The organism is Nonomuraea sp. NPDC048901 (genome assembly GCF_040649695.1).
Classification (GTDB): Bacteria; Actinomycetota; Actinomycetes; order Streptosporangiales; family Streptosporangiaceae; genus Nonomuraea.
Window position 1 is genome coordinate 45,314 of record NZ_JBEZFW010000033.1, and the last position, 20,753, is coordinate 66,066.

The 20,753-nt window shown below is 69.0% G+C and carries 21 protein-coding genes and 1 pseudogene; 8 read left to right on the top strand and 14 right to left on the bottom strand.

Annotation, left to right across the window (positions count from 1 at the left end; all coding sequences use genetic code 11):
• Window positions 1–31: 31 nt before the first annotated feature.
• The 3 genes from AB0C30_RS55715 to AB0C30_RS55725 all read right to left on the bottom strand — a co-directional run bounded on the left by AB0C30_RS55715 (window position 32) and on the right by AB0C30_RS55725 (window position 6,162).
• Window positions 32–2,989 carry an AAA family ATPase gene (locus AB0C30_RS55715; protein WP_357960500.1) on the bottom strand — a complete coding sequence of 986 codons (2,958 nt, stop codon included), beginning with the start codon at window positions 2,987–2,989 and terminating at the stop codon, window positions 32–34.
• A gap of 278 nt (window positions 2,990–3,267) precedes the next feature.
• Window positions 3,268–3,822, bottom strand: a complete 555-nt coding sequence (locus tag AB0C30_RS55720; protein WP_357960503.1) for an alpha/beta hydrolase — start codon at window positions 3,820–3,822, stop codon at window positions 3,268–3,270.
• 114 nt (window positions 3,823–3,936) lie between these two features.
• On the bottom strand, window positions 3,937–6,162 hold the full coding sequence (locus AB0C30_RS55725; RefSeq protein WP_357960507.1) for a helix-turn-helix transcriptional regulator: 2,226 nt from the start codon (window positions 6,160–6,162) through the stop codon (window positions 3,937–3,939).
• 406 nt (window positions 6,163–6,568) lie between these two features.
• Between AB0C30_RS55725 and AB0C30_RS55730 the strand changes: the two genes are divergently transcribed.
• The 4 genes from AB0C30_RS55730 to AB0C30_RS55745 all read left to right on the top strand — a co-directional run bounded on the left by AB0C30_RS55730 (window position 6,569) and on the right by AB0C30_RS55745 (window position 10,374).
• Window positions 6,569–7,603 (top strand): alpha/beta hydrolase, encoded by a 1,035-nt coding sequence (locus AB0C30_RS55730; protein WP_357960510.1) that lies wholly within the window; start codon window positions 6,569–6,571, stop codon window positions 7,601–7,603.
• 26 nt (window positions 7,604–7,629) lie between these two features.
• Window positions 7,630–8,103: a cupin domain-containing protein gene (locus AB0C30_RS55735; protein WP_357960513.1), complete on the top strand. Its 474-nt coding sequence runs from the start codon at window positions 7,630–7,632 to the stop codon at window positions 8,101–8,103.
• 127 nt (window positions 8,104–8,230) lie between these two features.
• On the top strand, window positions 8,231–9,091 hold the full coding sequence (locus tag AB0C30_RS55740) for an alpha/beta hydrolase (protein WP_357960516.1): 861 nt from the start codon (window positions 8,231–8,233) through the stop codon (window positions 9,089–9,091).
• Between the two features lie 215 nt (window positions 9,092–9,306).
• Window positions 9,307–10,374, top strand: a complete 1,068-nt coding sequence (locus AB0C30_RS55745) for an MBL fold metallo-hydrolase (RefSeq protein WP_357960518.1) — start codon at window positions 9,307–9,309, stop codon at window positions 10,372–10,374.
• A 149-nt stretch (window positions 10,375–10,523) separates the two neighbouring features.
• Here AB0C30_RS55745 and AB0C30_RS55750 read toward each other — a convergent pair whose 3' ends face one another.
• Complete coding sequence (locus tag AB0C30_RS55750) at window positions 10,524–10,748, bottom strand: Tn3 family transposase (protein WP_357960521.1); 225 nt, start codon at window positions 10,746–10,748, stop codon at window positions 10,524–10,526.
• A gap of 41 nt (window positions 10,749–10,789) precedes the next feature.
• On the opposite strand from AB0C30_RS55750, the pseudogene AB0C30_RS55755 reads away from it, so the two are divergent.
• Window positions 10,790–10,988 (top strand): annotated as a pseudogene (locus AB0C30_RS55755) (hypothetical protein); the annotation flags it as partial.
• A 122-nt stretch (window positions 10,989–11,110) separates the two neighbouring features.
• On the opposite strand, the gene AB0C30_RS55760 reads toward AB0C30_RS55755, so the two are convergent.
• On the bottom strand, window positions 11,111–11,680 hold the full coding sequence (locus AB0C30_RS55760) for a ferritin-like domain-containing protein (protein ID WP_357960524.1): 570 nt from the start codon (window positions 11,678–11,680) through the stop codon (window positions 11,111–11,113).
• A gap of 16 nt (window positions 11,681–11,696) precedes the next feature.
• Entirely contained in the window at window positions 11,697–12,350 is a 654-nt protein-coding gene (locus tag AB0C30_RS55765) for an aquaporin (RefSeq protein ID WP_357960526.1), read from the bottom strand.
• Window positions 12,351–12,515: 165 nt separating this feature from the next.
• Between AB0C30_RS55765 and AB0C30_RS55770 the strand changes: the two genes are divergently transcribed.
• On the top strand, window positions 12,516–13,154 hold the full coding sequence (locus AB0C30_RS55770) for an FAD-dependent monooxygenase (protein ID WP_357960529.1): 639 nt from the start codon (window positions 12,516–12,518) through the stop codon (window positions 13,152–13,154).
• Between the two features lie 33 nt (window positions 13,155–13,187).
• Here the strand turns inward: AB0C30_RS55770 and AB0C30_RS55775 are convergent, their stop codons facing one another.
• The 5 genes from AB0C30_RS55775 to AB0C30_RS55795 all read right to left on the bottom strand — a co-directional run bounded on the left by AB0C30_RS55775 (window position 13,188) and on the right by AB0C30_RS55795 (window position 15,838).
• On the bottom strand, window positions 13,188–13,745 hold the full coding sequence (locus AB0C30_RS55775) for a DUF1996 domain-containing protein (RefSeq protein ID WP_357960532.1): 558 nt from the start codon (window positions 13,743–13,745) through the stop codon (window positions 13,188–13,190).
• A gap of 195 nt (window positions 13,746–13,940) precedes the next feature.
• A complete protein-coding gene (locus AB0C30_RS55780) occupies window positions 13,941–14,258 on the bottom strand; it encodes a hypothetical protein (RefSeq protein WP_357960535.1) in 318 nt (105 codons plus the stop codon).
• Window positions 14,259–14,466: 208 nt separating this feature from the next.
• Window positions 14,467–14,622, bottom strand: coding sequence for a hypothetical protein (locus AB0C30_RS55785; protein WP_357960538.1), 156 nt, complete (start codon window positions 14,620–14,622; stop codon window positions 14,467–14,469).
• Window positions 14,623–14,904: 282 nt separating this feature from the next.
• Complete coding sequence (locus AB0C30_RS55790) at window positions 14,905–15,246, bottom strand: hypothetical protein (RefSeq protein WP_357960541.1); 342 nt, start codon at window positions 15,244–15,246, stop codon at window positions 14,905–14,907.
• Window positions 15,247–15,256: 10 nt separating this feature from the next.
• Window positions 15,257–15,838 carry a helix-turn-helix domain-containing protein gene (locus tag AB0C30_RS55795; protein WP_357960544.1) on the bottom strand — a complete coding sequence of 194 codons (582 nt, stop codon included), beginning with the start codon at window positions 15,836–15,838 and terminating at the stop codon, window positions 15,257–15,259.
• A gap of 277 nt (window positions 15,839–16,115) precedes the next feature.
• Here AB0C30_RS55795 and AB0C30_RS55800 point away from each other — a divergent pair, with 277 nt between their 5' ends.
• Window positions 16,116–16,958: an LLM class flavin-dependent oxidoreductase gene (locus AB0C30_RS55800; RefSeq protein ID WP_357960547.1), complete on the top strand. Its 843-nt coding sequence runs from the start codon at window positions 16,116–16,118 to the stop codon at window positions 16,956–16,958.
• A 15-nt stretch (window positions 16,959–16,973) separates the two neighbouring features.
• Window positions 16,974–17,933: a chlorophyllase gene (locus tag AB0C30_RS55805; RefSeq protein ID WP_357960550.1), complete on the top strand. Its 960-nt coding sequence runs from the start codon at window positions 16,974–16,976 to the stop codon at window positions 17,931–17,933.
• A gap of 13 nt (window positions 17,934–17,946) precedes the next feature.
• Here AB0C30_RS55805 and AB0C30_RS55810 read toward each other — a convergent pair whose 3' ends face one another.
• From AB0C30_RS55810 to AB0C30_RS55820, 3 genes are all read right to left on the bottom strand, one after another.
• Window positions 17,947–18,237, bottom strand: a complete 291-nt coding sequence (locus AB0C30_RS55810) for a hypothetical protein (RefSeq protein WP_357960553.1) — start codon at window positions 18,235–18,237, stop codon at window positions 17,947–17,949.
• 173 nt (window positions 18,238–18,410) lie between these two features.
• A complete protein-coding gene (locus AB0C30_RS55815; RefSeq protein WP_357960555.1) occupies window positions 18,411–20,207 on the bottom strand; it encodes an ABC transporter ATP-binding protein in 1,797 nt (598 codons plus the stop codon).
• A complete protein-coding gene (locus AB0C30_RS55820) occupies window positions 20,204–20,692 on the bottom strand; it encodes a hypothetical protein (RefSeq protein ID WP_357960558.1) in 489 nt (162 codons plus the stop codon). Before AB0C30_RS55820 ends, AB0C30_RS55815 begins: the two co-directional genes overlap by 4 nt.
• Between the last annotated feature and the right edge of the window lie 61 nt (window positions 20,693–20,753).

Here is a 20,753-nt window from a genome sequence, read left to right on the forward strand (position 1 = left end):
CACCGAGCGTTACCGGAGAGAAGCGGTGGGGTCAGGCTGATATGCGCAGGGTTGTGGTCAACGCCGATCGCGAGGTGATCCCCAGTTTGGGGAAGATCCTGTAGAGGTGGGAACTGACGGTTCGATGGGACAGGTAGAGTTTCTCGCCGATCTCCCGGTTCGTCAGGCCGTCGGCCGCCATCTGGGCGATCTGGAGTTCCTGCGCTGTCAGCACGTCGCGTGCTTCGCTGCTGCGGCTGCGGCTGCTTTCGCCGGAGGCCCGCAGTTCCTGGCGCGCTCGCTCGCTCCAGGGGATGGCCCCCAAGGCGTCGAACGTCTCACGAGCCATGCGCAAGGGCGCCCGCGACTCGGCCGTACGCCGTTGGCGCCGGAGCCATTCACCGTACGCCAGCTGCACCCGGGCCCGCACGAAGGGCCATCGCCGCAGGTCGGCCCCGAGCGCGGCGTCGAAGAAAGGCTCTGCCGCCGCCTCATCGGCCAGAACGGCCCGGGCGTAGCGCAGGTCGGCGTGCAAGGACGGCGACGGTGTGGTGAGCGCCACCGTCTCCAGTTCCTCGATGATGCCGGCGACCGCGCGGCTTTGACCGCTGTGCACCGCGGCGTCTGCGAGTTCGGCGATGGAAAAGCAGCGTAGCGCCAGGTGGAAGGCCGGATCGGCGGGGTCGTGCATCCGTCGCAGATGGTCGAAGGCGTCGGCATAACGTCCCTCGCCCAGCGCGGCGAGCCCACGCGCATGCTGCACCGTGGCCAGCACGGGGCGGGCTCCGATGGGCAGGGCCACCTGCTCGGCCGCCACCGCGAGGCTCTCCACGCGATCCTGTTCGCCGCGTAGCGCGGCGAGCACCGCGCCCGAGGCCTGAGCGATGGCGTGCATCAGCGGCTGGGATGTCTCGTGCGCCAGACGGGCGGCCTCCTCGGCCGCGGGAATGGCCACGCTCAGGTCGGCCAGCCGGGCCGCGCTCCACGCCTGGGCGCCGAGGTCTCGTGCCAGGAGGCTGAGCCGGCCCTGCGCGCGCAGCGCCGGCAGCGAGGCGGCGCAGAATTCCTCTGACAGGTCGAACGCCCCCACCATCAACGCCGAACTGCCGAGCAGGCGGGCCGCCAGCTGGTCGCCGGCCGGGTGGGCGGCCAGATGGCGTAATCGCTCGATCACGACCTTGCCACGCTCGATGGGAGCCGCGAACGCCAAGACCGTCAGCAACCGCCCGTCCAGATCGTCGACGGGCAGGCCCTCGGCCACGGTGACGACGCGTTGCCGCGACCGCTCGTCGGCATGAGCCCAGAAACATCGCAAGGACGCACTGGACAGGAGTTTCAGCGCGAGATCGACGTCTCCCTGCGCCGCCATGCTCTCGGCGAGGTCGGCCAGCGAGTGCGCTGCCGCGCTGTCGTCGCGGATGCCGTCTTCGAAGGTCTCGCGGATCCACACGATACGGGCCCGCTGCTGGGCCGACAGCTGCAGCCGCTCGCCTTCGCCCAGCAGTCGCACGACGATATCGCGCCGTCCCATCTCAGCCGCGTACTCGGCGGCCCGCACCAGCCGTTCGCACCGGTGAGCGGGATTCTCGCTGAGCCTGGCGGCGTGCTCCAGCGCCGCGACGGCCGACAACAGGTCGCCCCGACGTCGCACGCTTTTGGCCGTAGTCTCCAGCTCGACGGCGATGGTCTCATCCGGCCTGGAGGTGGATGCCGCGCGGTGCCAGAGGCAGCGGTCCGGCCGGCCGGTGAGGACGTCGGCCAAGGCGGCGTGCACCGCGTGCCGCTGGGAGATGCTCGCCCCCTGGTAGATCGCCGAGCGCATGAGCGGGTGCCGGAACGACACTCCGGCTTCGTGCACGTCGACCAGCCGTACGGTGACAGCGGGCGCCAGATCGTCTGCCGTGACCGGTACGCCGGTGATCAGCGCAGTGGCGTCGAGGGTCTCGGAAAGGGCGGTGCTGTCGTTGAGCGCGGCGACCAGCAGCATGGTCCTGAGGATCGACGGCAACTCCGACATGCGGGCGGTGAAGGTCTGTTCCAGCCGGGTGGTCAGCGGGAGCCACCCCGGCGGCAGGGGCCCCTTCCCGTCCTGCGTTTCTGCGGCGATCGGCAGCTCGACCAGGGCCAACGGGTTTCCCGCGGCCTCCCTCAGCAACCGTGTGCGCACCGTCGGCGTAAGGGTGGGGCTGCAGGCGTCCAGCAAGGCGGTCGCGGCCGTGTCATCGAGCCGATCGAGGAGCAACTCCGGCAGCTCCGCCCCGTCAAGTGGACTCCGGAAACCGTCGCGTATCGCGGCCAGCAGCACGATCGGTTCGGAGTCCAGCCGTCGCGCGACGAACGCGAGCACGTCGGCGCTGGCGCGGTCCAGCCAGTGAGCGTCTTCGACCAGGAGCAGGACGGGCGAGCGGGCGGCGGCTTCGCCCAGGAGGTTCAGCGCCGCCAAGGCGATGAGGAACGGATCGGGTACCCGGGCGTCGGTCAACCCGAAGGCCGCTCCCAGCGCGTCGCGCTGCGGGGCGGGCAGTTCTCCGATCTCGGCACGGAGCGGAAGCAGCACCTGATGCAGACCGGCGAAGGGCATGTGCGTCTCTGATTCCACACCCACCGTCCGCAAGATCCGCATGCCACGCGCGGCCGCGATCCCCGCCGTGTCCAGCAACAGGGCCGACTTCCCGATCCCCGCCTCGCCGCGCACCAGCATCGCCCCGCCGCTCATGCGGACGCCGTCCACGAAATCGTCGAGACGCCGCTGTTCGGACTCCCGCCCGAAAAGTGCTCTTACTGGCTGGTTTGCCGGCATATAAAGCCATGGTCGCTTGCTCTCGGAGTCCCGTCCAGCGAACCCGGCCTCCGGGTAGAAGCGGACCGCTGAGCCGGAGTCACTGTCCCATCCGTTGACAGATCGCTTCTGACCAGGCCGGTCGTGCGCTGTGGTGGAATCTGCGGGTGTGGCGGTGATGAGGGTGCCGCCGGGGATGAACAGCATGCCTGCGTCGGGAACGTGGGTCATGAGGATTCCGCCTTTCACTGATGCGTTCAGTTCTGCGGGTGCGCGTGTTCTGGGCGGCTCGCAGGCGGCGCGGATTCATCTCGATCACGCCGGCTCCAGCCCGGGATCGGCTTCCGTGGCGCGAAGTCCCTGGTGAAGACCAGGGCCGGCGGCAGCCCGGCCGGTTCCGGCGTCGTCGTGAGGGAGAGTCCCTCATCCCCTGTTCGAACGCCTCTGAGCAGCGCCTTGTCACTTGGTGGAACTGTCCGGTCGGATGTGACCGATATCCGGGGCGGAGGTCAGGCGGCGGCCTCGCGGATGAGGTCGGCGACGGCGGCGGGCTGGGAGACGTAGACGGCATGGCTGCCGATGACCTCGACGACCTTCGCTCCGGCGCGCGCGGCCATCGTGCGCTGAGCCGGTGGCGGGATCATCCGGTCCTCGGTCGCGACGAGGTACCAGCTGGGCTTGTGCCGCCAGGCCGGTTCGGTGACCGCCCCGCCGACGGCGTCCACGCCCCACGGGACCTGGGAGTCAGAGGCGATGAGGGTGTTGACCGATTCGCCCCTGTCGGGGGCGAACGCGGCGATGTACACCAGCGACGCGACGTTGGGGTGGGTGCCGGCCTCGCTGATGACGGCCCCGCCGTAGGAGTGACCGACCAGGATGGCCGGGCCGTCGAGGCGGTCCAGGATCCGGCGGGTCTCCGCGGCGTCATCCTCCAGCGACAGCGCCGGGTTCCGTACGATGTGGACGCGGAGTCCGTCCCTGGTCAGCTCGTCGCAGATGCCCTGCCAGCCGGATCCGTCGACGAAGCCACCGTGCACGAGCACGATGTTCCCGATGGTGGTCATGGTCGCTCCTGAGCTGGATGGACAGGCCCGGCGCCGGTCCCCGTGCACTCCATCCAAGTCGCGCGCGCATGGCCCGACCACGCAGAACAGGACGCAGAAGTAGCGCGGAAACCGTCAGTCGTTCGCCAGATCGCGGCAGCGGCTGCTCGCCTCGGCGTCGCCGATGGCCTCGTACACCTCGGCCGCCCGCGCGTAGGTATGGCGGCTCTCGCCGGTCCGGTCCTCGTCGGCCAGCAAGGCCGCCAGTGTCTCCAGGGAGCGTGCCTGCGGGACGGGCAGCTGAGCCTGCTCCATGAGGCTGATCGCCTTGGTGAGCTTGGTGATCGCTTCGGCGCGGTGGCCGAGCAGTCCCAGACATTCGCCGACGCGGGCAAGCGCGATCGGCCGGGCGAACGCCGCGACGCTCGGCGTTACCCCCGAGCGGTCGTCGTTCAGCAGGGCCAGCAGGTCGAGGTACTGCTCCAGTGCCTTGGCGTGGTGTCCCGCATCGCGAAGGCAGGTGCCGAGGGCGCCGAGACAGTGGCAGTACCGATCCATGTCGCCGTTGGCCAGGTGGATCCGCGCCGCCTGGGTTTCCGCCGCGATGGCCTCATCGAGCCGCCCGAGCCGTCGAAGCGCGCCAGCCGCGTGGTGGTGGGCCAGGGCGATCTGCGTGGTGGCACCGCTGCGGGTTGCCAGGTCTATCGCCTGGGCTGTGTAGCGCAGTGTGGTCTCCAGGTCCTCTCGCGGCACCAGATGGACCCAGGCCAGCATGTTCAGCTGCGCGGCCTGCCGGGCAGGATCCCCCAGAACAGCGGCGGCCTCGGCACCGAGGGTGAACACCTCGTACCAGTGCGGCGCGTGCATCCACTGATCGGAGAACCAGTCCATCGACTCGGCGCAGTCGAGGACGGCGGTGAACCGGCCGATGCTCGCCGCGTAACGTAACGCGCCCAGCCAGTTGTCCGCATTCACGCGTAGCCAGTGGTCGGCCTCCTCGGGGGAGGCCAGGTCGGCGAGGTCGGGGTCAGGCCGGTCGGGACGGCCGTACAGGGGCTCGAACCACCGCCCGGCGGTGGTGGCCATCCGCACCAGCCACGACGTCATCGTCATGGTGAGCGCGTCGCGCTCGGCCGCGGGTTCCTCCTTCCGAAGCCGGTCGCGGGCGAACAGCCGGACCAGGTCGTGGAAGCGGTAGCGTCCCAATGTGCTGTCCTGCAGCAGACCGAGGTCGACGAGTTCGTCGAGGGCGTCCCATGCCCCCTCGATCGATGTGCCGCCTACCACGGCGGCAAGAGCGGCGTCGAAGCTGCGACCCGGCACCAGGGCGAGCCGGCGGAAGACTCGCCGCGTTGAGGGGGCCAGCTGCTCGTAGGACAACCCGAACGCGGTGGCGATCTTGAGGTCGCCGGCGCTGAGCTGGTCCAGGCGGCGCTCCTCGTTTGTCAGCCGGGCGGCGAGGTCGGTGGCGTTCCAGTCGGGCCGGCTGACCAACCGATTTCCGGTGATCCGGAGCGCGAGGGGCAGACCGCCGCACAGCTGCGCCAGCTGCCAGACGGCCGAGCCTTCGTCCGAGGCGCCGCGGTCCTTCAGGATTCCGGTCAGCAGTTCGGTTGCCTCCAGCAGGGGCAAGGGCCCGAGGCCGAGTCTGCGCACTCCTTCCAGGCCGGCCAGCAGGCGGCGGCTGGTCACCAGGGCCTTGCCCGCGCCACCGCCCGGCAGCAGCGGCCGGACCTGCTCCTCGGAGGCGGCGTTGTCGAGCACGATCAGTGCGCGCCGGTCACGCAGCAGAGACCGGTACAAGGACGCGCGCCCGGCGACGTCGCCCGGGATCTGCTGATCCGCGATGCCGAGTGCGCGAAGCAGCATGCCCAGGGCCTCGTCGACGGGCAGTGGCTGCGCGGACATACCGAACAGGTCGAGGAAGAACACCCCGTGGGGGAAGTCCGGCCGCAGGGCGTGGGCGGCGCGGACGGTCAGCGTGGTCTTGCCCAGCCCGGCAGAGCCGGTGATGAGCCAAACGCCAGCGGTGCCCGGCGCGTCCCCGGCGCGTAAGAGCTCGCTGGTCCAGGCCAGTTCCGCGGCTCGGCCGGTGAAGTCGTCGACGGAGCGCGGCAGCTCGCACAGACCGGTCGGGCGGGCCCAGTGATCGCGCAGGCGGCCCTCGCGCGCCAGCTCGACGAGCTGTTTGCGGTCGGCCTCGGCCAGACCGAGGGCATCGGCCAGCGCGGTGACGGTCCGATGCTGGGGGCCCTTGCTGCGTCCGCGTTCCATGTCCGACAGCGTCCGGGCGCTGACCCCCGAGGCCTCGGCGAGCTGCTCCAGCGTCAGACGTGCCGCGTGCCGATGGCGACGCAGCACCTCCGCGAAGCTGGGTGGGGCAGTGATCGAGTGCTCCTTCTCCGCGCCCTAGTGGAGATCACCCAAAGCTTACGGGAAGACCGGTGACAGCGGCCTTGGTCATCGGTCACGGGCACGTTCACCCCGCGCAGATCGGCGGCACGAGACACCCGCGTCAAGCCCGCTCTGAACCTGGAACAAGACCTGCAGTCACGTAGCGCTCGGTGACGCAGTCAGGTGACGCTCGCGCGGCAAGCGAGCCGGTTTCTACGGTTTGCCCCATGAGCACCCAGCGCTCCTTGAGCAGCGATGCCGGGGACCGTCGGCGACGCCCCGGTCCACCGTGGAGACACCGGCGAGCCGGACCGCACAGTCGGCGCATTCGGCAGCCTACGACCCTCGCTCGCCTCGAAAAGGGGAACGTCTTGTGAAAGCAATCCATTTCACCCTTGACCCGAAGATCCGCGGCCGCGTCGTCGTCCCGATCGCGGTGATCGGCATGCTCGCCTCCTTCGCCCCTGCCGCCGCCGCTCAGGCCGTCCCGGCGCGCATCACAGCCATCGCCTCCAAGACGCCGTCGAAGACCGGCCATGAGCCGCGCATTCCGGCAGGTTTCCGCGAGAAGAGAGTTCAGGTCGGCAACGTCGCGATCAACTATGTGCGGGGTGGACACGGGCCGACGCTGGTCCTGCTGCACGGATACCCGCAAACCTGGTACACCTGGCGCGAAATCCTGCCCGAACTCGCCAAGCACTACACGGTCATCGCGCCGGATCTACGCGGAGCAGGCAAGAGCGACGCACCCGCCCGTGGCTACGACAAGAAGACCCTCGCCGCTGACCTGTACGGCTTGCTGACCACGCTCGGCCTCAGGCGGGACATCAGGCTCGTGGGGCACGACATCGGCACGATGGTCGCCTACGCCTACGCCGCCGGCCACCCCGGTGACGTCACCAAGCTGGTCCTCAGCGAGGCCCCCATCCCCGACAAGACCCTCTACACCTTCCCCTCCCTCACCGCGAAGGGGCCCGGCTTTTGGAACTTCGGCTATTTCAGCCTCACCAACGGCCTGCCCGAGCGCATGGTGAACGGCAGGGAAGAGCAGTGGGTGGAGCGTTTCGTCGACTCCCTCGAAGTCAGGAAGAACGGCGTCAGCGACAAACAGGTCCGCGAGTACGCCCGCTACCTGCGCGATGACGCTCACCTGCGGGCGAGTTTCGCATGGTTCCGCGCCTTTCCCAAGGACGTCGCCGACAACAGCGCGTACAGCGCGAAGAAGCTCACCATGCCCGTGCTCGCCATCGGCGCCCGCGGCAGCCTCGGTGACTCCGTCCCCACCCAAGTCCGCCAGTACGCCAGCCATGTGACCGGGATCGTCATCGAGGACTCCGGTCACTGGATCTTCGAGGAACAGCCCGAACAGCTCACCCGCACACTCCTGCGCTTCCTCAAAAAGAACTGACCCGACACCGAAACAGGAGCACCCACATGAACAAGGAACGTCCACCCCAGACCGGCGACACGCAGAACCCCTTCTGGTTCCTCGGCGGCCGGGTCCAGATCCTGGTGCCGGGCACGGCGACCGGCGGCACCTTGAGCGTGATGGAGTTCACCGACCCCAAGGGCCACGCGCCACCCCTGCACGTTCACGAGGCAGAGGACGAGATCTGGATCGTGCTCGACGGTGAGATCACCTTCTTCGTCGGGGACGACCGCTACGACCTAGACGCCGGTGCCGTCGCGCACGGTCCCTGCGGCGTCCCGCACAGCTACCTGGTCCGCTCACCGAGCGCCCGCATGGTCGCCGCCTTCGGCCCCGCCGGCCTCGAGAAGTGGTTCGCCGCCAACGGCTCGCCCATCTCCGACGTGAACGACGCGCCGGCCTCCTTCGACATCGAAGCCATTATCGCCTCGGCCGAGGCATACCGCCTGCGCGTGGCGGGTCCTCCGCCGGTGGCCTAGGCGCACCGTGCCACCACGCCGCGCCACCCTGTGCCCCGGCCCTGCTCGACGGGCGGACAACGGCTGGAGCCCCCCGCTGCCTCGTCGCCTCGCTTGAGAACCCCCATCCCTACCAAGGAGATCCGCCATGTCGGCGTACGCGTCCCCACAGACCTCTCCGCTCTCCCGGCCGAGCACTCGGATCCTGCTGTCCGTGATGCTGGCCGTCCTGGCCGTGCTGGTCACGGCTCTCTCCTCGTCGGCCGCCGCCGTCACCGCGGCGAGCCGCAGTACGGCCAAACCCACCGTGGTGCTGGTCCACGGTGCGTTCGCCGACGCCTCGAGCTGGAACAAGGTCGTCGCCCGGCTCCAAGGGGCCGGCTACCCGGTGATCGCCCCCGCCAACCCCCTGCGTGACCTGGCAGGTGATTCGGCCTACCTGTCGAGCGTCGTCTCCACCATCGACGGACCGGTCATCCTGGTCGGCCACTCCTACGGCGGAGCGGTCATCTCCAACGCCGCCACCGGCCACCCCAACGTCAAGGCGCTGGTCTTCATCGCCGCGTTCGCACCCGAGGAAGGCGAGTCAGCTCTCGACCTGACCGGCAAGTTCCCCGGCAGCCAACTGCCCACCAGCCTGATCACCCGCCAGTACCCGCTGCCCGGCGGCGGCACCGGCACCGACGCCTACGTAGATCCGGCCAAGTTCCACGCCGCCTTCGCCGCCGACCTACCCGCCCGCGACACCAAGCTGATGGCCGCCACCCAGCGCCCGGCCGCCCTGGCCGCGCTCGGCTCCCCGAGCGGACCGCCCGCCTGGAAGACCATCCCCTCCTGGTACCTGGTCGCTGGCGCCGACCAGGCCATCCCATCCGCGGCCCAGCGGTTCATGGCCCAGCGCGCCGGCGCGCACACCAGCGAAGTCGGGGAAGCCTCACACGTGGTCGTGATCTCCCGGCCTGACGCCACCACCGCCCTCATCACAGCGGCGGCCCGCACCACCAGCTGATCCCACACGACGACGGTCCGTCCGGCACCGCGACAGGCGAGACCCCGCGCCTGTCGCGGTTCTCACCCTGGCCGCCGAAGCGTTCGCCCCGCGGACTCGACCGGATCGTGACTGCCCAGGACACCGGCTGACCACCCCCACCACCGGACCCGTCGCGCCGCTCCGCCCGTCCCACGTTCGCCCGGCAGCCACACCTTCCGAATGGAGACAACCCCATGGTCCGCTCCACCGCCCCCTCGAGCAGGCGAACCTTCCTCACCCGAGCGACCGTCGCATCGGCGCTGCCCCTGGCCGCCGGCCTGCTCGGGGCCGGCGAGGCGCCGGCATCCGGCGCCCTGCCCGACTACGCGCCCATCCCCGAGGCGTCGAAGGGCCCGAAACTCAATGAGAAGGGCTACTTCGTCGGCCGGATCGACGGCGACCTGTACTGGGTCACCGACTCCTCCTATCAGGCCATGTTCCTGACCACGCGCCAGGGCGTCGTCCTCGTCGATGCGCCACCCACCATCGGTTACAACCTGCTGCGCGCCATCGAGGAGGTCACCCGGGCCAACGGCCGCCCCCGGAAGGTGACCCACCTCATCTACTCCCACTCGCACGCCGACCACATCGGAGCCGCCTCGATCCTCGGCAAGGACGTCATCCGCATCGGACATACCGAGACCGCGAGATTTCTGCGCCGGGACGCGGACCCGACTCGGCCGGCGCCCACGCTCACTTTCGACGACCACCACGTCCTGTGGGTCGGCGGTGAGCGTCTCGAACTGGCCTACCACGGCCCCAACCACTCACCCGACAACATCTTCGTCTACGCCCCCAAACACGAGACCCTGATGGTGGTCGACGTGCTCTATCCCGGCTGGGTGCCGTTCAAGAACCTCGCCGTCTCCCAGGACATCCCCGGCTGGCTGCGGGCCCACGACACCGCCATGAGATATCCGTGGCGCACCCTCGTCGGCGGCCACCTCGGCCGCCTCGGCATCCGCGCCGACGGACACCTGCAACAGCGATACCTGGCTGACCTGCAGACCAGCGTCCGTGACACGGTCTCCAGCCTCGATCCGGCGCCGTTCTTCGGCAAGTACGGTCCGGCAGGCAACGCGTGGGCGATCTTCGCCGGTTACCTGAACGCTGTCGCCCAGCAGGCCGCCGCCCCGGTCATCGCCGGCTACCTCGGCACGCTGGCCGCCGCCGACGTGTTCACCAAGGACAACGCCTTCGGCCTGCTGGAATCCATGCGAATCGACACCGGCCTGCTCGGCCCCTTCGGCATCCGTCCCTGACCAACACGCCCGATTGCCAGCGAAGAGACTGATCGGCGTGCCGTTACGGGCGGCCAGAAGTCGTGGTCCCACGAACACCACCCCCACACCGATCAGGAGGACGGCCGCGTTGGATACCGTCTTCGTTGGTTGCCGTCGCCGAAGCGCAGCTAAGCGAAGAATCCGTTAACCCCTCGACCTTGTTTGGTGACCGCGGTGATGCGCCGCCGCAGCGCCGGATCGGCGAGGAAACGCAGCTGTGCCACAGTGCGCACGCTGCGGCCGACCTCCCGAAACGCCCGGTAGATCTCGTTCTTGCGCGAGTGCGAGCCAAGCCGGCGCAGCAGCGTGACGGAGTTGAGCCGGCCCTCGCGGATGGAGATCGCCACCGGCATGAGGTCGGGCCACATCTTCTCCCGGCAACGGCCCTGGCAAGGTGCTGTGGTGGGCGCTGGCCCTCGGCGCGGATCTGGGCGGCAACGCCACGGCGGTGGGCGCGGCGGCCAACGTCGTCGTCCTGGGCATCGCCGCCCGTAACGGCACGCTGATCAGCTTCTGGCAGTTCACCAGGCGGCCTGATCGTCACCGCCATCGCCATCGCCACCCCGTACCTGTGGCTGCGCTACCTGACCTGAGCGGCCCCGCGGCGGTTAGTGTGACCATGGAAAACCGGGTGGCGCGGGAGGCAGACCGAATTGGTCGCATAATCCAATGGTTTTGCGCAGCCTTCAGAATCAGGGAGCCGCCACAGCTGAGATCAGGACGGTGGTCCCGTCCCTTGCTCGGCGTCGTACAGGCCGGCCAGCGAGGGGGATCCGCCCCGGAATCCACGATGAAAGCGTCCGGGTGGGCCGAGACCGAAGAACTCGCGCAGCCAGGCGACGTGCTCGGTCTTCTCGTTGTGGATGGCCTGGGCCATCGCATGGGTCCGGGGGTCTTTTGCTTCGGTGAGGTGGCGGAGACCGGAATAGGAATGTGCGGCCTGCTGCACGGATCCGATGAGGGCTTCGGGCAGGTTGTCCCAGTCGGCGAAGATGCTGCCTTTCGGCTCGTCTTCATGTTGCAGAAAGCTCTGGATATCCTCCGGCAGCCTGCCGCCGAGTTCGCAGATGCGCGTGACGAGCGTGTCGAAATGGTTGCGGTCCTCATCTCGAATGTCCCTGAGGATCTCCCGCAGCCCTTCGTCCGCGAAGCCGATCGAATGAGCCGCCAGGATCGTGTAGCGATAGACGGCGCTCAGCTCTGCTTTCGCGGCCGAGGTGAGATGGCCGATCAGGGCGTTGACGTCGATACCCGCTCGTTGGAGGGCTTCGCGTGGAGTGGTCATGGAAGGGCTCCGGATTTCAGGCGGCGGAGGCTTCCAGCGGCGCGCGTTCCTTGGGGTTGAGCGCGAGGAACGTCACCCCGGCCAGGGCGCCGCCGACAAGGTCGGCCAGGAGCCAGATCCAGATCTTCGACCAGTCGAAGATCCCCATGGTCGCGGCGCCGATGGCGACCGCCGGGTTGAAGGCGCCACCCGAGATACCGCCCACGGCGAACGCCCCCGCGGCCACGGTGAATCCGATCGCCAGGCCGTAGAAGCTGTTGCCCGGATGGTCCCGGCTGGTGGCCGCGTTCAGGACGACGTAGGCGAGCGCGAAGGTGAACAGCGCCTCGGCCAGGAGCGCCACCCACAACTCGCGGCCCTCGGGCGACACCGGGGTCACTTTCGCGGGGTTCACCACGAAGCCCGCGACTACGGCCGCGAGGACGCCGGCGGCGAGCTGGGCGATCCAGTACGGAATGGCGTCCGTCAGACTGATCCGACCGCGCAACAGTACGGCCAGGGTCACCGCAGGGTTGTAATGGGCACCGGAGATGTGGCCGCCCGCGTACACCATGACCATGAGAATCGCTCCGATGGCAACCGGGGCGAGGGGCGCCATTGCCAGGACCGTGGCGCCGACCGTGAAGACCAGAAAGAAGGTGCCTATGAACTCCGTGATGTACCTGCGCACGACGTCCTCCTGCGGAATGAGGTTCTAGGTGTGCTGAAAATGGCGGCCATCCAGATCTTGGCATCGTGCCCCGCCGGGAAGAGGACCTGATGGCCTTACGGCTCATTTACGGCTCTGCCGGACGGCATTTTGGGACGAAGATCGCGCTGGCTGGACTGTCAGGAGATGGTCCAGGCCTCGCAGTTCCGGAACGGCGGCTACATGGTCGACTTCTACGGTGCCGGTTACCAGGTGGCCGAGCGCATGGGCCTGGCCGCCCGGCTGCAAGAGCTGCGCTATCCCGTCACCGGGCTGACCTACGTCAACCATGACGGCCGCCAGACCAGCCGGTTCACCCTGCCGCCCACGTTCCGCGAAGTAGTCAGCCTGCTGCGCAGCGATCTCGCCCGTACCATCGCTGACCAGGTCAGGGCCCCCATCCAGTACGGCACCACCATCGAGGCCGTCCACCAGGACGGCGACGAGGTCGCGCTCACCCTCGCCGACGGCACGCAACGCACGGCGGATCTGCTGGTCGGCGCGGACGGCGCGCACTCGCGCGTACGCGCGCTGGCCTTCGGGGCCGAGCATCGCTATGTGCGCTATCTACGCCACCATGTGGCGGCTTGCAATCTCGCCGACCGCGACCTGAGCGCGAAGATCGCGCAGCATCACGTATCTATTGCGGGATCGAAAGCGCTTTTTCGAGGCCGGCCTGTGTCGCAAGGTCAATTTGACAAAGAGAATCGCTATGAACCGCACCCTCCGCCGTATACGCGGAATCACTGCCGCAGCCGCCGCCGGCCGGACTCCACCACACCATGAAGTGTGGGGTCCGGCCGGTGTGCGGTTGCGCCGTCAGCACCTCCTGCCGCTGTTGATGCATCGGACGACGTTGTTCATGAGCTGCTCGGACATCACGCCGATGGTGCCGGCGTGGTCGGTGTTCGGGTTGTGGCATTCGCTGGCGAACCCGTCCACCGCGAACGGGACGTTCGTCCCGTTGGGCCGGGTGTTGGGGACGTTGTTGTAGACCAGGGTCATGCGCAGCTGCGGTACGGCCTGGGTGCCGCTCGGGCAGGCGCCGCTGTCGTTGGGGAAGGTCAGGTGCGTGCGGTGGTTGGCGCTGTCGATGTTCTGGCCCTCCCAGCAGCTGGGCTGGTCGAAGATGCGGGTCAGACGGCTGCCGGAGGGGCAGATCGGGTACTTGTCGGTGATGCGGTCGGTGAAGCCGGTGCAGGTCCACGCCGGTCGGGCGTTGGCCCCGCGTACCCGCAGCACCGGCCAGAAGTACGTCGACTGGTCGGCCCGGTTGCGGCAGGTGGTACCGGCGGCGGCGAGGCTCTCGTTGGTGCAGAAGGCGTCGGTGGACACGTTGCCGACGTAGTCGTGCAGGTGCTGAGCGCCGTTGGTCACGCCGGGGGCGAAGATGACGTTGTCGGTGTTGAAATGGCCCTCACGGTTCGTGCCGCACTGGGAGACGAATGTACCCCTTGAGCTGTTCCCGGCCGCTCGCGGCTGCTGCTGGCGGGGAACCTGACGGATGTCGATGAAGTCCGCGGCCGACGGCCCGATGCCGCCACGTCGTCCTCGTTCTGGCCGTCGCCCGGGTCAGGGGTGGGGGAGGCGTTGTCGTCGCCTGGGGCTGGGGGTGTCGTCGGAGTTGTTGAGGTTGCAGGTGGCGAGTCGGCCGAGGCCGGTTGGGCGTTCGGCGACGCGGCCGATGGCTATGGCGATGCGGTCCGGGGTGGCGCCTCGTTTGGAGGCGAGGGGGCCGAGGATGGCGTTGCGGACGAAGTTGGGGCCGCCCTGGCCTGCGGAGTTGGCCAGGCGGTTGTTGGCCTCCTGGATCTGCGTCTCCAGCAGCGCCAGGTTCCGGTCGACCTCGGCCTTGGCCGCCGCTGGGATCTCGGGCAGCTTGTCGGCCACGCTGGGGCAGAGGATGACCGCGCGTCCTCCTCATCCATACAACTCGGGGCGAGGACGGCCTTTCTCCCGGTTCCGCGTCGACGAGCCCAGCCACAACCCGGAGAACTGGCCCGTCATCGTCATGGCTGCACCATAGTCAGCCGACACGACAGTTCGCGGCTGCTTCGCCGACGACGACCTGGGATAGCGCAGAGTTGTTGGCGTACATTCACCCCCTGCTCCAGCCGGAGCCGGAGCCGAACCGCGATCCGATGGGTCCATGGGCGACCTCGTTGCCGACTGGATCGGCGAGGTCCACGTGCTGCGGCGGCACGGTCACATCGGCCTCCAACTCGGCGAGGACGCGCAGGTCCGTGATGATCACGCCAGCCACTCGATATCCCGGAGCGTTCGGGGATGTCCAGATGCGGACGTTCCAAGGCGGGGTACCGAGCTCAGCCCCCGAGCTCCTGCTGTCCGGCCCGCGGGCTACTCTCCGCCTGCAGGACTGGCAGCCAGGCTGCGCAATTCGTGGGCGGTATCCAGAGCGTGGGCCTTCCCTGGCAGGGCATCCAGGATGCGACCGAGGGTACGGCGGCGGATCGTACTGATGGGCCACGCATGGGCAGTGGTCACCGCGTGTGCGAGCCCATCCTCAATGTGGCCCTTACCGATGAGCGTGAGAGCACGCACGAGCTCGTAGTGGGTGATGTTCGCGGTGAAGGTAGCCGGGCAGAGAGCGAGCGCCTGAGGAGGCGACGAACACCGATGTCGCCGCCCCCTGCCCGACGGTCTTCCACTCGGTGCTGTCGATCCGCGCCTGGAGCTCCGGGGTCATCTCGACATGCCGCACCAGCCCGGTCTCGAGGATGGCGCCGGGGTGAATCGGGTTGACGAGGATCGCGTCGTCCGCCCATCGCCTGGCGCCCTCGACGCCGCGCGAGCGGTCTCCGTACCCAGGCCCGACCTCGCCGACCGCGCGTTTGTAAAATACCGACGGTATGAACATGCGCGCGTCGCTAGCGTGGTAGGCGGAGTCCCGCGATGAGGAATTCGACCAGCCGCCGCGCGTCGTAGCGGGGATCGTTCTCCGCGCCGATGCACAGGTTCCCGACGCCGCGCATGAGCTCCAGGGCGTCGACGTCGGCGCGGATCTCGCCGGCGGCGGCCGCGGCTTGGAGCAGTTGGCCGCACACGGGTACGAGCCGGTCGAGGAAGTAGGCGTGCAGCGCGTCGAAGCCGGCGTCGTCGGAGCGGAGTACGGCGGCGAGCCCGTGCTTGGTGACCAGGAAGTCGACGAACAGGTTGATCCATCGCCCCAGCGCGGCGTAAGGACTCGCGACGGCCGCCAGCAGGGCTGGACCGGCCTCGGCGCAGGCCTCGACCTGGTGCCGGTAGACGGCGATGATGAGATCCGCCCGGGTCGGGAAGTGGCGGTAGATCGTGGCCACCCCGACGCCCGCCCTGGCCGCGATGTCGCGCACCGGCGCCTCGACGCCCGAGGTCACGAAGACGGCCGCGGCGGCGTCGAGCAGCGTCCTCTCGTTGCGCCGGGCATCGGCCCGCTTGCGGGGGCCCGCGCCTCCGTCGCCGTCGTTCACCGTTACCGTTCCCTCCACTGCTGGGTTGCGAACCGGAACCGTGTTCCTTATAGTAGTCGGAACAGGATTCCGTTTACTCATGATGCCAGAGCGCCGACCGACGGCCAACCCAAGCATCGTCATCGCATCGCACCTGGGCATGGGATCGCAGTAAGTCGATGCGATGGGCGTCGGTTGTACATATCGGAAACCCGTTCCGTTTAATCTCTGGTAGCGCCCAGTGTCGAAAGGACCAAAGCCCTCAATGCCGCATACCACCCGGCCTCGCTTCGGGATCATGACCGCCCCGTCGCAGGTCGACTACCACGATGTCCTGCGGGTCTGGCGCGAGGCGGACACGATCCCCGAGATCGAACACGCGTGGCTGTTCGATCATCTCCTGCCCATCTTCGGCGACCCGAACGGAACGATCTACGAGGGCTGGACGCTGCTCTCGGCCCTCGCCGCACAGACCCGACGGCTGCGGCTGGGCGTGCTCGTGACCAGCAACCGCATCCGACCGCCCGCGATGCTGGCCAAGATCGCCACGACCGTCGACATCGTCTCCGGCGGACGCCTCGACTTCGGCATCGGCGTCGGCTCACGACCCAGCGTCCCCTGGGCTCGGCGCGAGTATGAAGCGCACGGCCTGCCCTTCCACGACACCGCCCACGCCGTGGGCAGCCTCGCCGAAGCGTGCACGGTGATCAGGCGATTGTGGACGGAGACCGAACCGTTCGACTTCCACGGCACGTACGTCCAGGTCACCAACGCCTTCGGCAACCCCAAGCCGGTCCAGCGCCCCCACCCGCCGATCCTCATCGGCGGACGCTCGTCCGCGACGCTGCGCGTGGTCGCCGAGCACGCCGACCTGTGGAACATCCCCGGCGGCGACATCGACGACGTCGTCAGCCGCAGCGCGCTGCTGGACCGCTACTGCACCGAGATCGGCCGCGACCCCGCCTCGATCACCCGCTCGATCCACCTGCCCGTCTCCTACGACCAGCCCGGCACCACCCGGGACGCGATCGGCGAAGCGATCGACGCTGGTTTCCGGCACATCGTCCTCGGGTTGTCGGCGCCCTATCCCGCCGACGTCGCACGGTGGGTCGCCGACCAGTTCATTACCAAAGACCACTGAAGGAGCATCAAAATCATGATCGAAACAGACATGGCGGTCCCGGCTGCGGGCGATGGCGACGTGGCCGTCAGCGTGCCCGCTCCGGTCGTCTCGGTGAAGCCGGTGGTGCTGTCGGCCCCGGGCCGTGGTGAGGACCTGCGGGTGCGCGTGTCCGCGCCCACGGCCGGGCGCGAACTGCCGGTCATCGTCTTCTCGCACGGCTTCGGCTGGTCGTCGGACGGGTACGCCCCGCTGGCCGACTTCTGGGCCGCTCACGGCTTCGTGGTGATTCAACCCACCCATCTCGACTCGAGGACGCTGAGCCTGCCGCCAGAAGATCCCCGTAGCCCACAGATCTGGCGTTACCGGGTCGAGGACATGAAGCGCGTCCTCGACCAGCTCGATCTCCTCGAAGCCGCCGTACCCGGTCTCGGCGGGCGGCTCGACCACGGCCGCATCGCCGCGGCCGGGCACTCCTGGGGCGGCCAGACGGCGAGCATGCTGCTGGGTGCGCGAGTCCTCGATCCCGAGGGCGAACCGGGAGAGGACATGTCCGACTCCCGGATCAAGGCGGGGGTGCTGCTCGCCACGCCCGGCCGGGGCGGAGCCGAGCTGAGCCCGTTCGCGGCCGAGCACTTCCCCTTCATGAATCCGAGCTTCGCGGCCATGACCACGCCGGCCCTCGTGGTCGCGGGGGACCGAGACCAGTCCCACCTGACCGCCCGAGGGCCGGAGTGGTTCACCGACCCCTACTTCTTGAGTCCGGGCGGCAAGAGCCTGCTCACCCTGTTCGGGGCGGAGCACTCGCTCGGCGGAGTCTCCGGGTACGACGTCGCGGAGACGACGGACGAACACCCCGGACGTGTCGCCCTGATCCAGCGGCTCACCTGGGCCTACCTTCGCCATGTCTTCTACCCCGAAGACCCGAGCTGGCTCGCGGCGCGCTCCGCGCTGGCGGACGATCCTGAGCCGCTGGGACGGGTCGAGAGCGACTGAGGCGGCCCCGGCCCTACCGGTAGACCAGGTGCGCCCGGTAGCCGCCAGTTGCCGCCTGCACCTGTGCGGAAAGGATGGTGTAGCCCTCCTGGACGAGGATCTGGTATTTCTGCAGCAGGATCTGAGTGGCGATCAGCTGTGTCGTTACTTGCGAATTCCAGGTGCAGGAGGGGTTGCAGATCTGAGGCCGGGCCGAAATCGCGGCCGTGGAAGATGCCGCGATGGCTGCTGAGGGGACAAGCGCTGAGCCGGCGAGGCTGCCGAGAATCAACGCCAGCCCGATAACGGTACGTCTGCTGCGCACGGCACATCCTTTCGCACAAAGGGGACCCGCCTATGGCGTCTGCGGGATCGGCTCGACTCTATGTACGAACAGAACCCTGTCCCAGGGCGCCAGCAGGGCATTCACCGGGCATTCCAGCCAGGTCGTCACCGAGTGTTGTCCGGTTCCGGCCACTCATCGGCCTCCGTAGCCCGCTACGCCTCGACGCGGTAGCCGCTGGCCTGGGTCTCGAACAGCCGGGCGTAGCCGCTGTCCGCGGCCATGAGGTCGTCGTGGGTGCCCCGCTCGACGATCCGCCCGTCGCCGAGCACCACGATGAGGTCGGCGTCCCGCACGGCGCCGAGCCGGTGTGAGACGAGCAGGCTGGTGCGGCCCGCCCGGTGCTCACGCAGCCGCCGGTGCACCTCGTATTCGGCCTCCGCGTCGAGTCCCGAGCTGGGTTCGTCGAGGATGAGCAGGTCGCGCTGTTCGCGGACGAGTGCGCGGGCCAGGGCCAGCCGTTGCCACTGGCCTCCGGACAGCACCACTCCGGCCTCGTCCTCCGGTCCGAAGAAGATCCGGCTCAGCATCGTGTCGTACCCGTGGGGCAGGGCCCGTACGGTCTGGTCGGCTCCGGACATCTCGGCGGCGGCCTGGATCCTGCTCCGGTCGGACATCGCCTCGATCTCGCCGACGCCGATGTTCTCCGCCGCGGTGAGGTCGTAGCTCATGTAGTCCTGGAAGAGCACGCCCATCCGGGCGCGGAGGTCGGCCGGCGGTACGTCGCGAATGTCCACGCCATCCCAGAAGATCGCCCCGCGGGAGGGATCGTAGAAGCGGCACAGCAGTTTGATCAGCGTGCTCTTGCCGGCTCCGTTGAGTCCGATCAACGCGACCGACGCGCCGTGGGGGATGGTTAGGTCGACGCCGCGCAGCACCCAGGGGTGGCCCTCGGCGTACCGGAACCACACGTCACGCAGTTCGATGCCGCGCCGCAGAGTGGGCAGCGCGGCCGGGCGGTGCGGCGGTGGGAGGTCGTCGGAGAGTGACATCACCCGCTCGTGGTGGTCGAACAGGAGCAGTGAGTGGCCGGCGTTGGCCGCGTTCTCCACGGTCGCGATGAGGGCGGCCTGGGTGCCGGCCACCGCGCCGGCGAAGGCCGTGACGTCGCCCAGGGTCAGCCGCCCGGACAGGGCCGAGTACACCGCCCAGATCAAGCCGATGCCGCTGACCAGGGCGGACACAGCCGCCAGTGACGACTGCGTGAGCGCTTCGCGCCGGTCGAGGCGCCGCTCGGCCGTCTGCATCGTGGTGAGCTCGCCGATGACCCGGCGCCTGAGGAAGTCGCCGAGCCCGAAGAGCCGTACCTCCTTGGCGGCCTCCACGTCGGTGAGCAAGGAGGAGTAGAAGATCTGCCGCCGGGCCGCCGCCGACTGCCCGGCGAGCATCTTGGCCCGCCGCTTCTCCAGGGACATCCTGGCGGCGAGGGTGGGCAGCGCCGCGACCGCCACCAGCCCGGCCATCAGCGGGCTCAGCACGGCCAGAGCGCCGAGGAGCCCGGCCAGGGCGATGACGTTGCGGCAGAGGTCGAACAGGCCCGAGGTGATCGGCCCCATCGCGCCGCCCGTGGCCTGCGTGGCCATCCGCAACTCGTCGAGGAAGACCGGGTCCTCGAAGCGTGACAGCCCTTGGAACTCGTTCACCCTCGTGTACAGGCGGTCCTGCAGCAACAGGTCGAGCCGGCGGTCCGACTCGCCCCGCAGATACCCCGTGACGTGCGGCAGCACCCCGGAGGCCAATCCCAGCGCGACGAGCCCGGCGACCGGCCCCAGCGCCCGTTCCGCGAGGCCCGTCGCCAGCCCGTCGATGAGCAGCTTCGTCGCCCACAAGGCGCCCGTGGGCAGCAGCCCGGCCACGACGGTGACCACCAGCTGGGACACCGCCAGCACAGGTCCCGCCCGCCAGCACAGCAACCCCAGGGTGGCGGCCCGCCGCAGCCGGTCCGGCATCATCCGATGGTCGCCATGGCGGTGAGTTCCGTGTCCGCGGCCAGTACTTTGCCCTCCTGGTCGGCCCGGAGGAAGGTGGGGAAGGCCTCCACGCCGAGGGCGTGCGCGAGACTGCCGGCCTCATCGCCTGTGATCACGCTCGACACGCCGCCGACCACGGTGACGAGATCGGCCACTTTCGCGCCATCGCCGGTGATGACCGCCAGGGCGGGCTGCTTGCCCGCCTCCTCGGCGAACTGCGGTGCGCGCTCGTGACACGTGCTACAGCCGACGTCGAAGAAGCCGACCAGCCGCGCGCCCGCCGCCGCCTCGGGCAGCGTGCGACCGACCAGGACGCCGGGATCGTACGGCATGAGCATCGCGTGCCCGGCCAGGCGTTCCAGCTCAGCGGTGTGCTCGCGGAGCCGGCGGAGCACCCCCAGGTTGAGCACCAGGTTGAACAGACACAGGAGGGCGAGGAACACGACAGCGGCAACCAGGAAAGCCATCAGGAAACAACCTCACTTCAAGCGAGCCGGGGTCTGGCGGCGGGTGGCCGCCGCCGCCAGA

Excerpts from the sequence above, each read along its gene's own strand:
- AB0C30_RS55715 (WP_357960500.1), bottom strand. The coding sequence starts at position 2,989 with ATGACCCACGTTCCCGACGCAGGCATGCTGTTCATCCCCGGCGGCACC.
- AB0C30_RS55720 (WP_357960503.1), bottom strand. The coding sequence starts at position 3,822 with ATGACCACCATCGGGAACATCGTGCTCGTGCACGGTGGCTTCGTCGAC.
- AB0C30_RS55735 (WP_357960513.1), top strand. The coding sequence starts at position 7,630 with ATGAACAAGGAACGTCCACCCCAGACCGGCGACACGCAGAACCCCTTC.
- AB0C30_RS55740 (WP_357960516.1), top strand. The coding sequence starts at position 8,231 with ATGTCGGCGTACGCGTCCCCACAGACCTCTCCGCTCTCCCGGCCGAGC.
- AB0C30_RS55745 (WP_357960518.1), top strand. The coding sequence starts at position 9,307 with ATGGTCCGCTCCACCGCCCCCTCGAGCAGGCGAACCTTCCTCACCCGA.
- AB0C30_RS55750 (WP_357960521.1), bottom strand. The coding sequence starts at position 10,748 with ATGCCGGTGGCGATCTCCATCCGCGAGGGCCGGCTCAACTCCGTCACG.
- AB0C30_RS55760 (WP_357960524.1), bottom strand. The coding sequence starts at position 11,680 with ATGACCACTCCACGCGAAGCCCTCCAACGAGCGGGTATCGACGTCAAC.
- AB0C30_RS55770 (WP_357960529.1), top strand. The coding sequence starts at position 12,516 with ATGGTCCAGGCCTCGCAGTTCCGGAACGGCGGCTACATGGTCGACTTC.
- AB0C30_RS55790 (WP_357960541.1), bottom strand. The coding sequence starts at position 15,246 with ATGTTCATACCGTCGGTATTTTACAAACGCGCGGTCGGCGAGGTCGGG.
- AB0C30_RS55800 (WP_357960547.1), top strand. The coding sequence starts at position 16,116 with ATGACCGCCCCGTCGCAGGTCGACTACCACGATGTCCTGCGGGTCTGG.
- AB0C30_RS55805 (WP_357960550.1), top strand. The coding sequence starts at position 16,974 with ATGATCGAAACAGACATGGCGGTCCCGGCTGCGGGCGATGGCGACGTG.
- AB0C30_RS55815 (WP_357960555.1), bottom strand. The coding sequence starts at position 20,207 with ATGATGCCGGACCGGCTGCGGCGGGCCGCCACCCTGGGGTTGCTGTGC.
- AB0C30_RS55820 (WP_357960558.1), bottom strand. The coding sequence starts at position 20,692 with ATGGCTTTCCTGGTTGCCGCTGTCGTGTTCCTCGCCCTCCTGTGTCTG.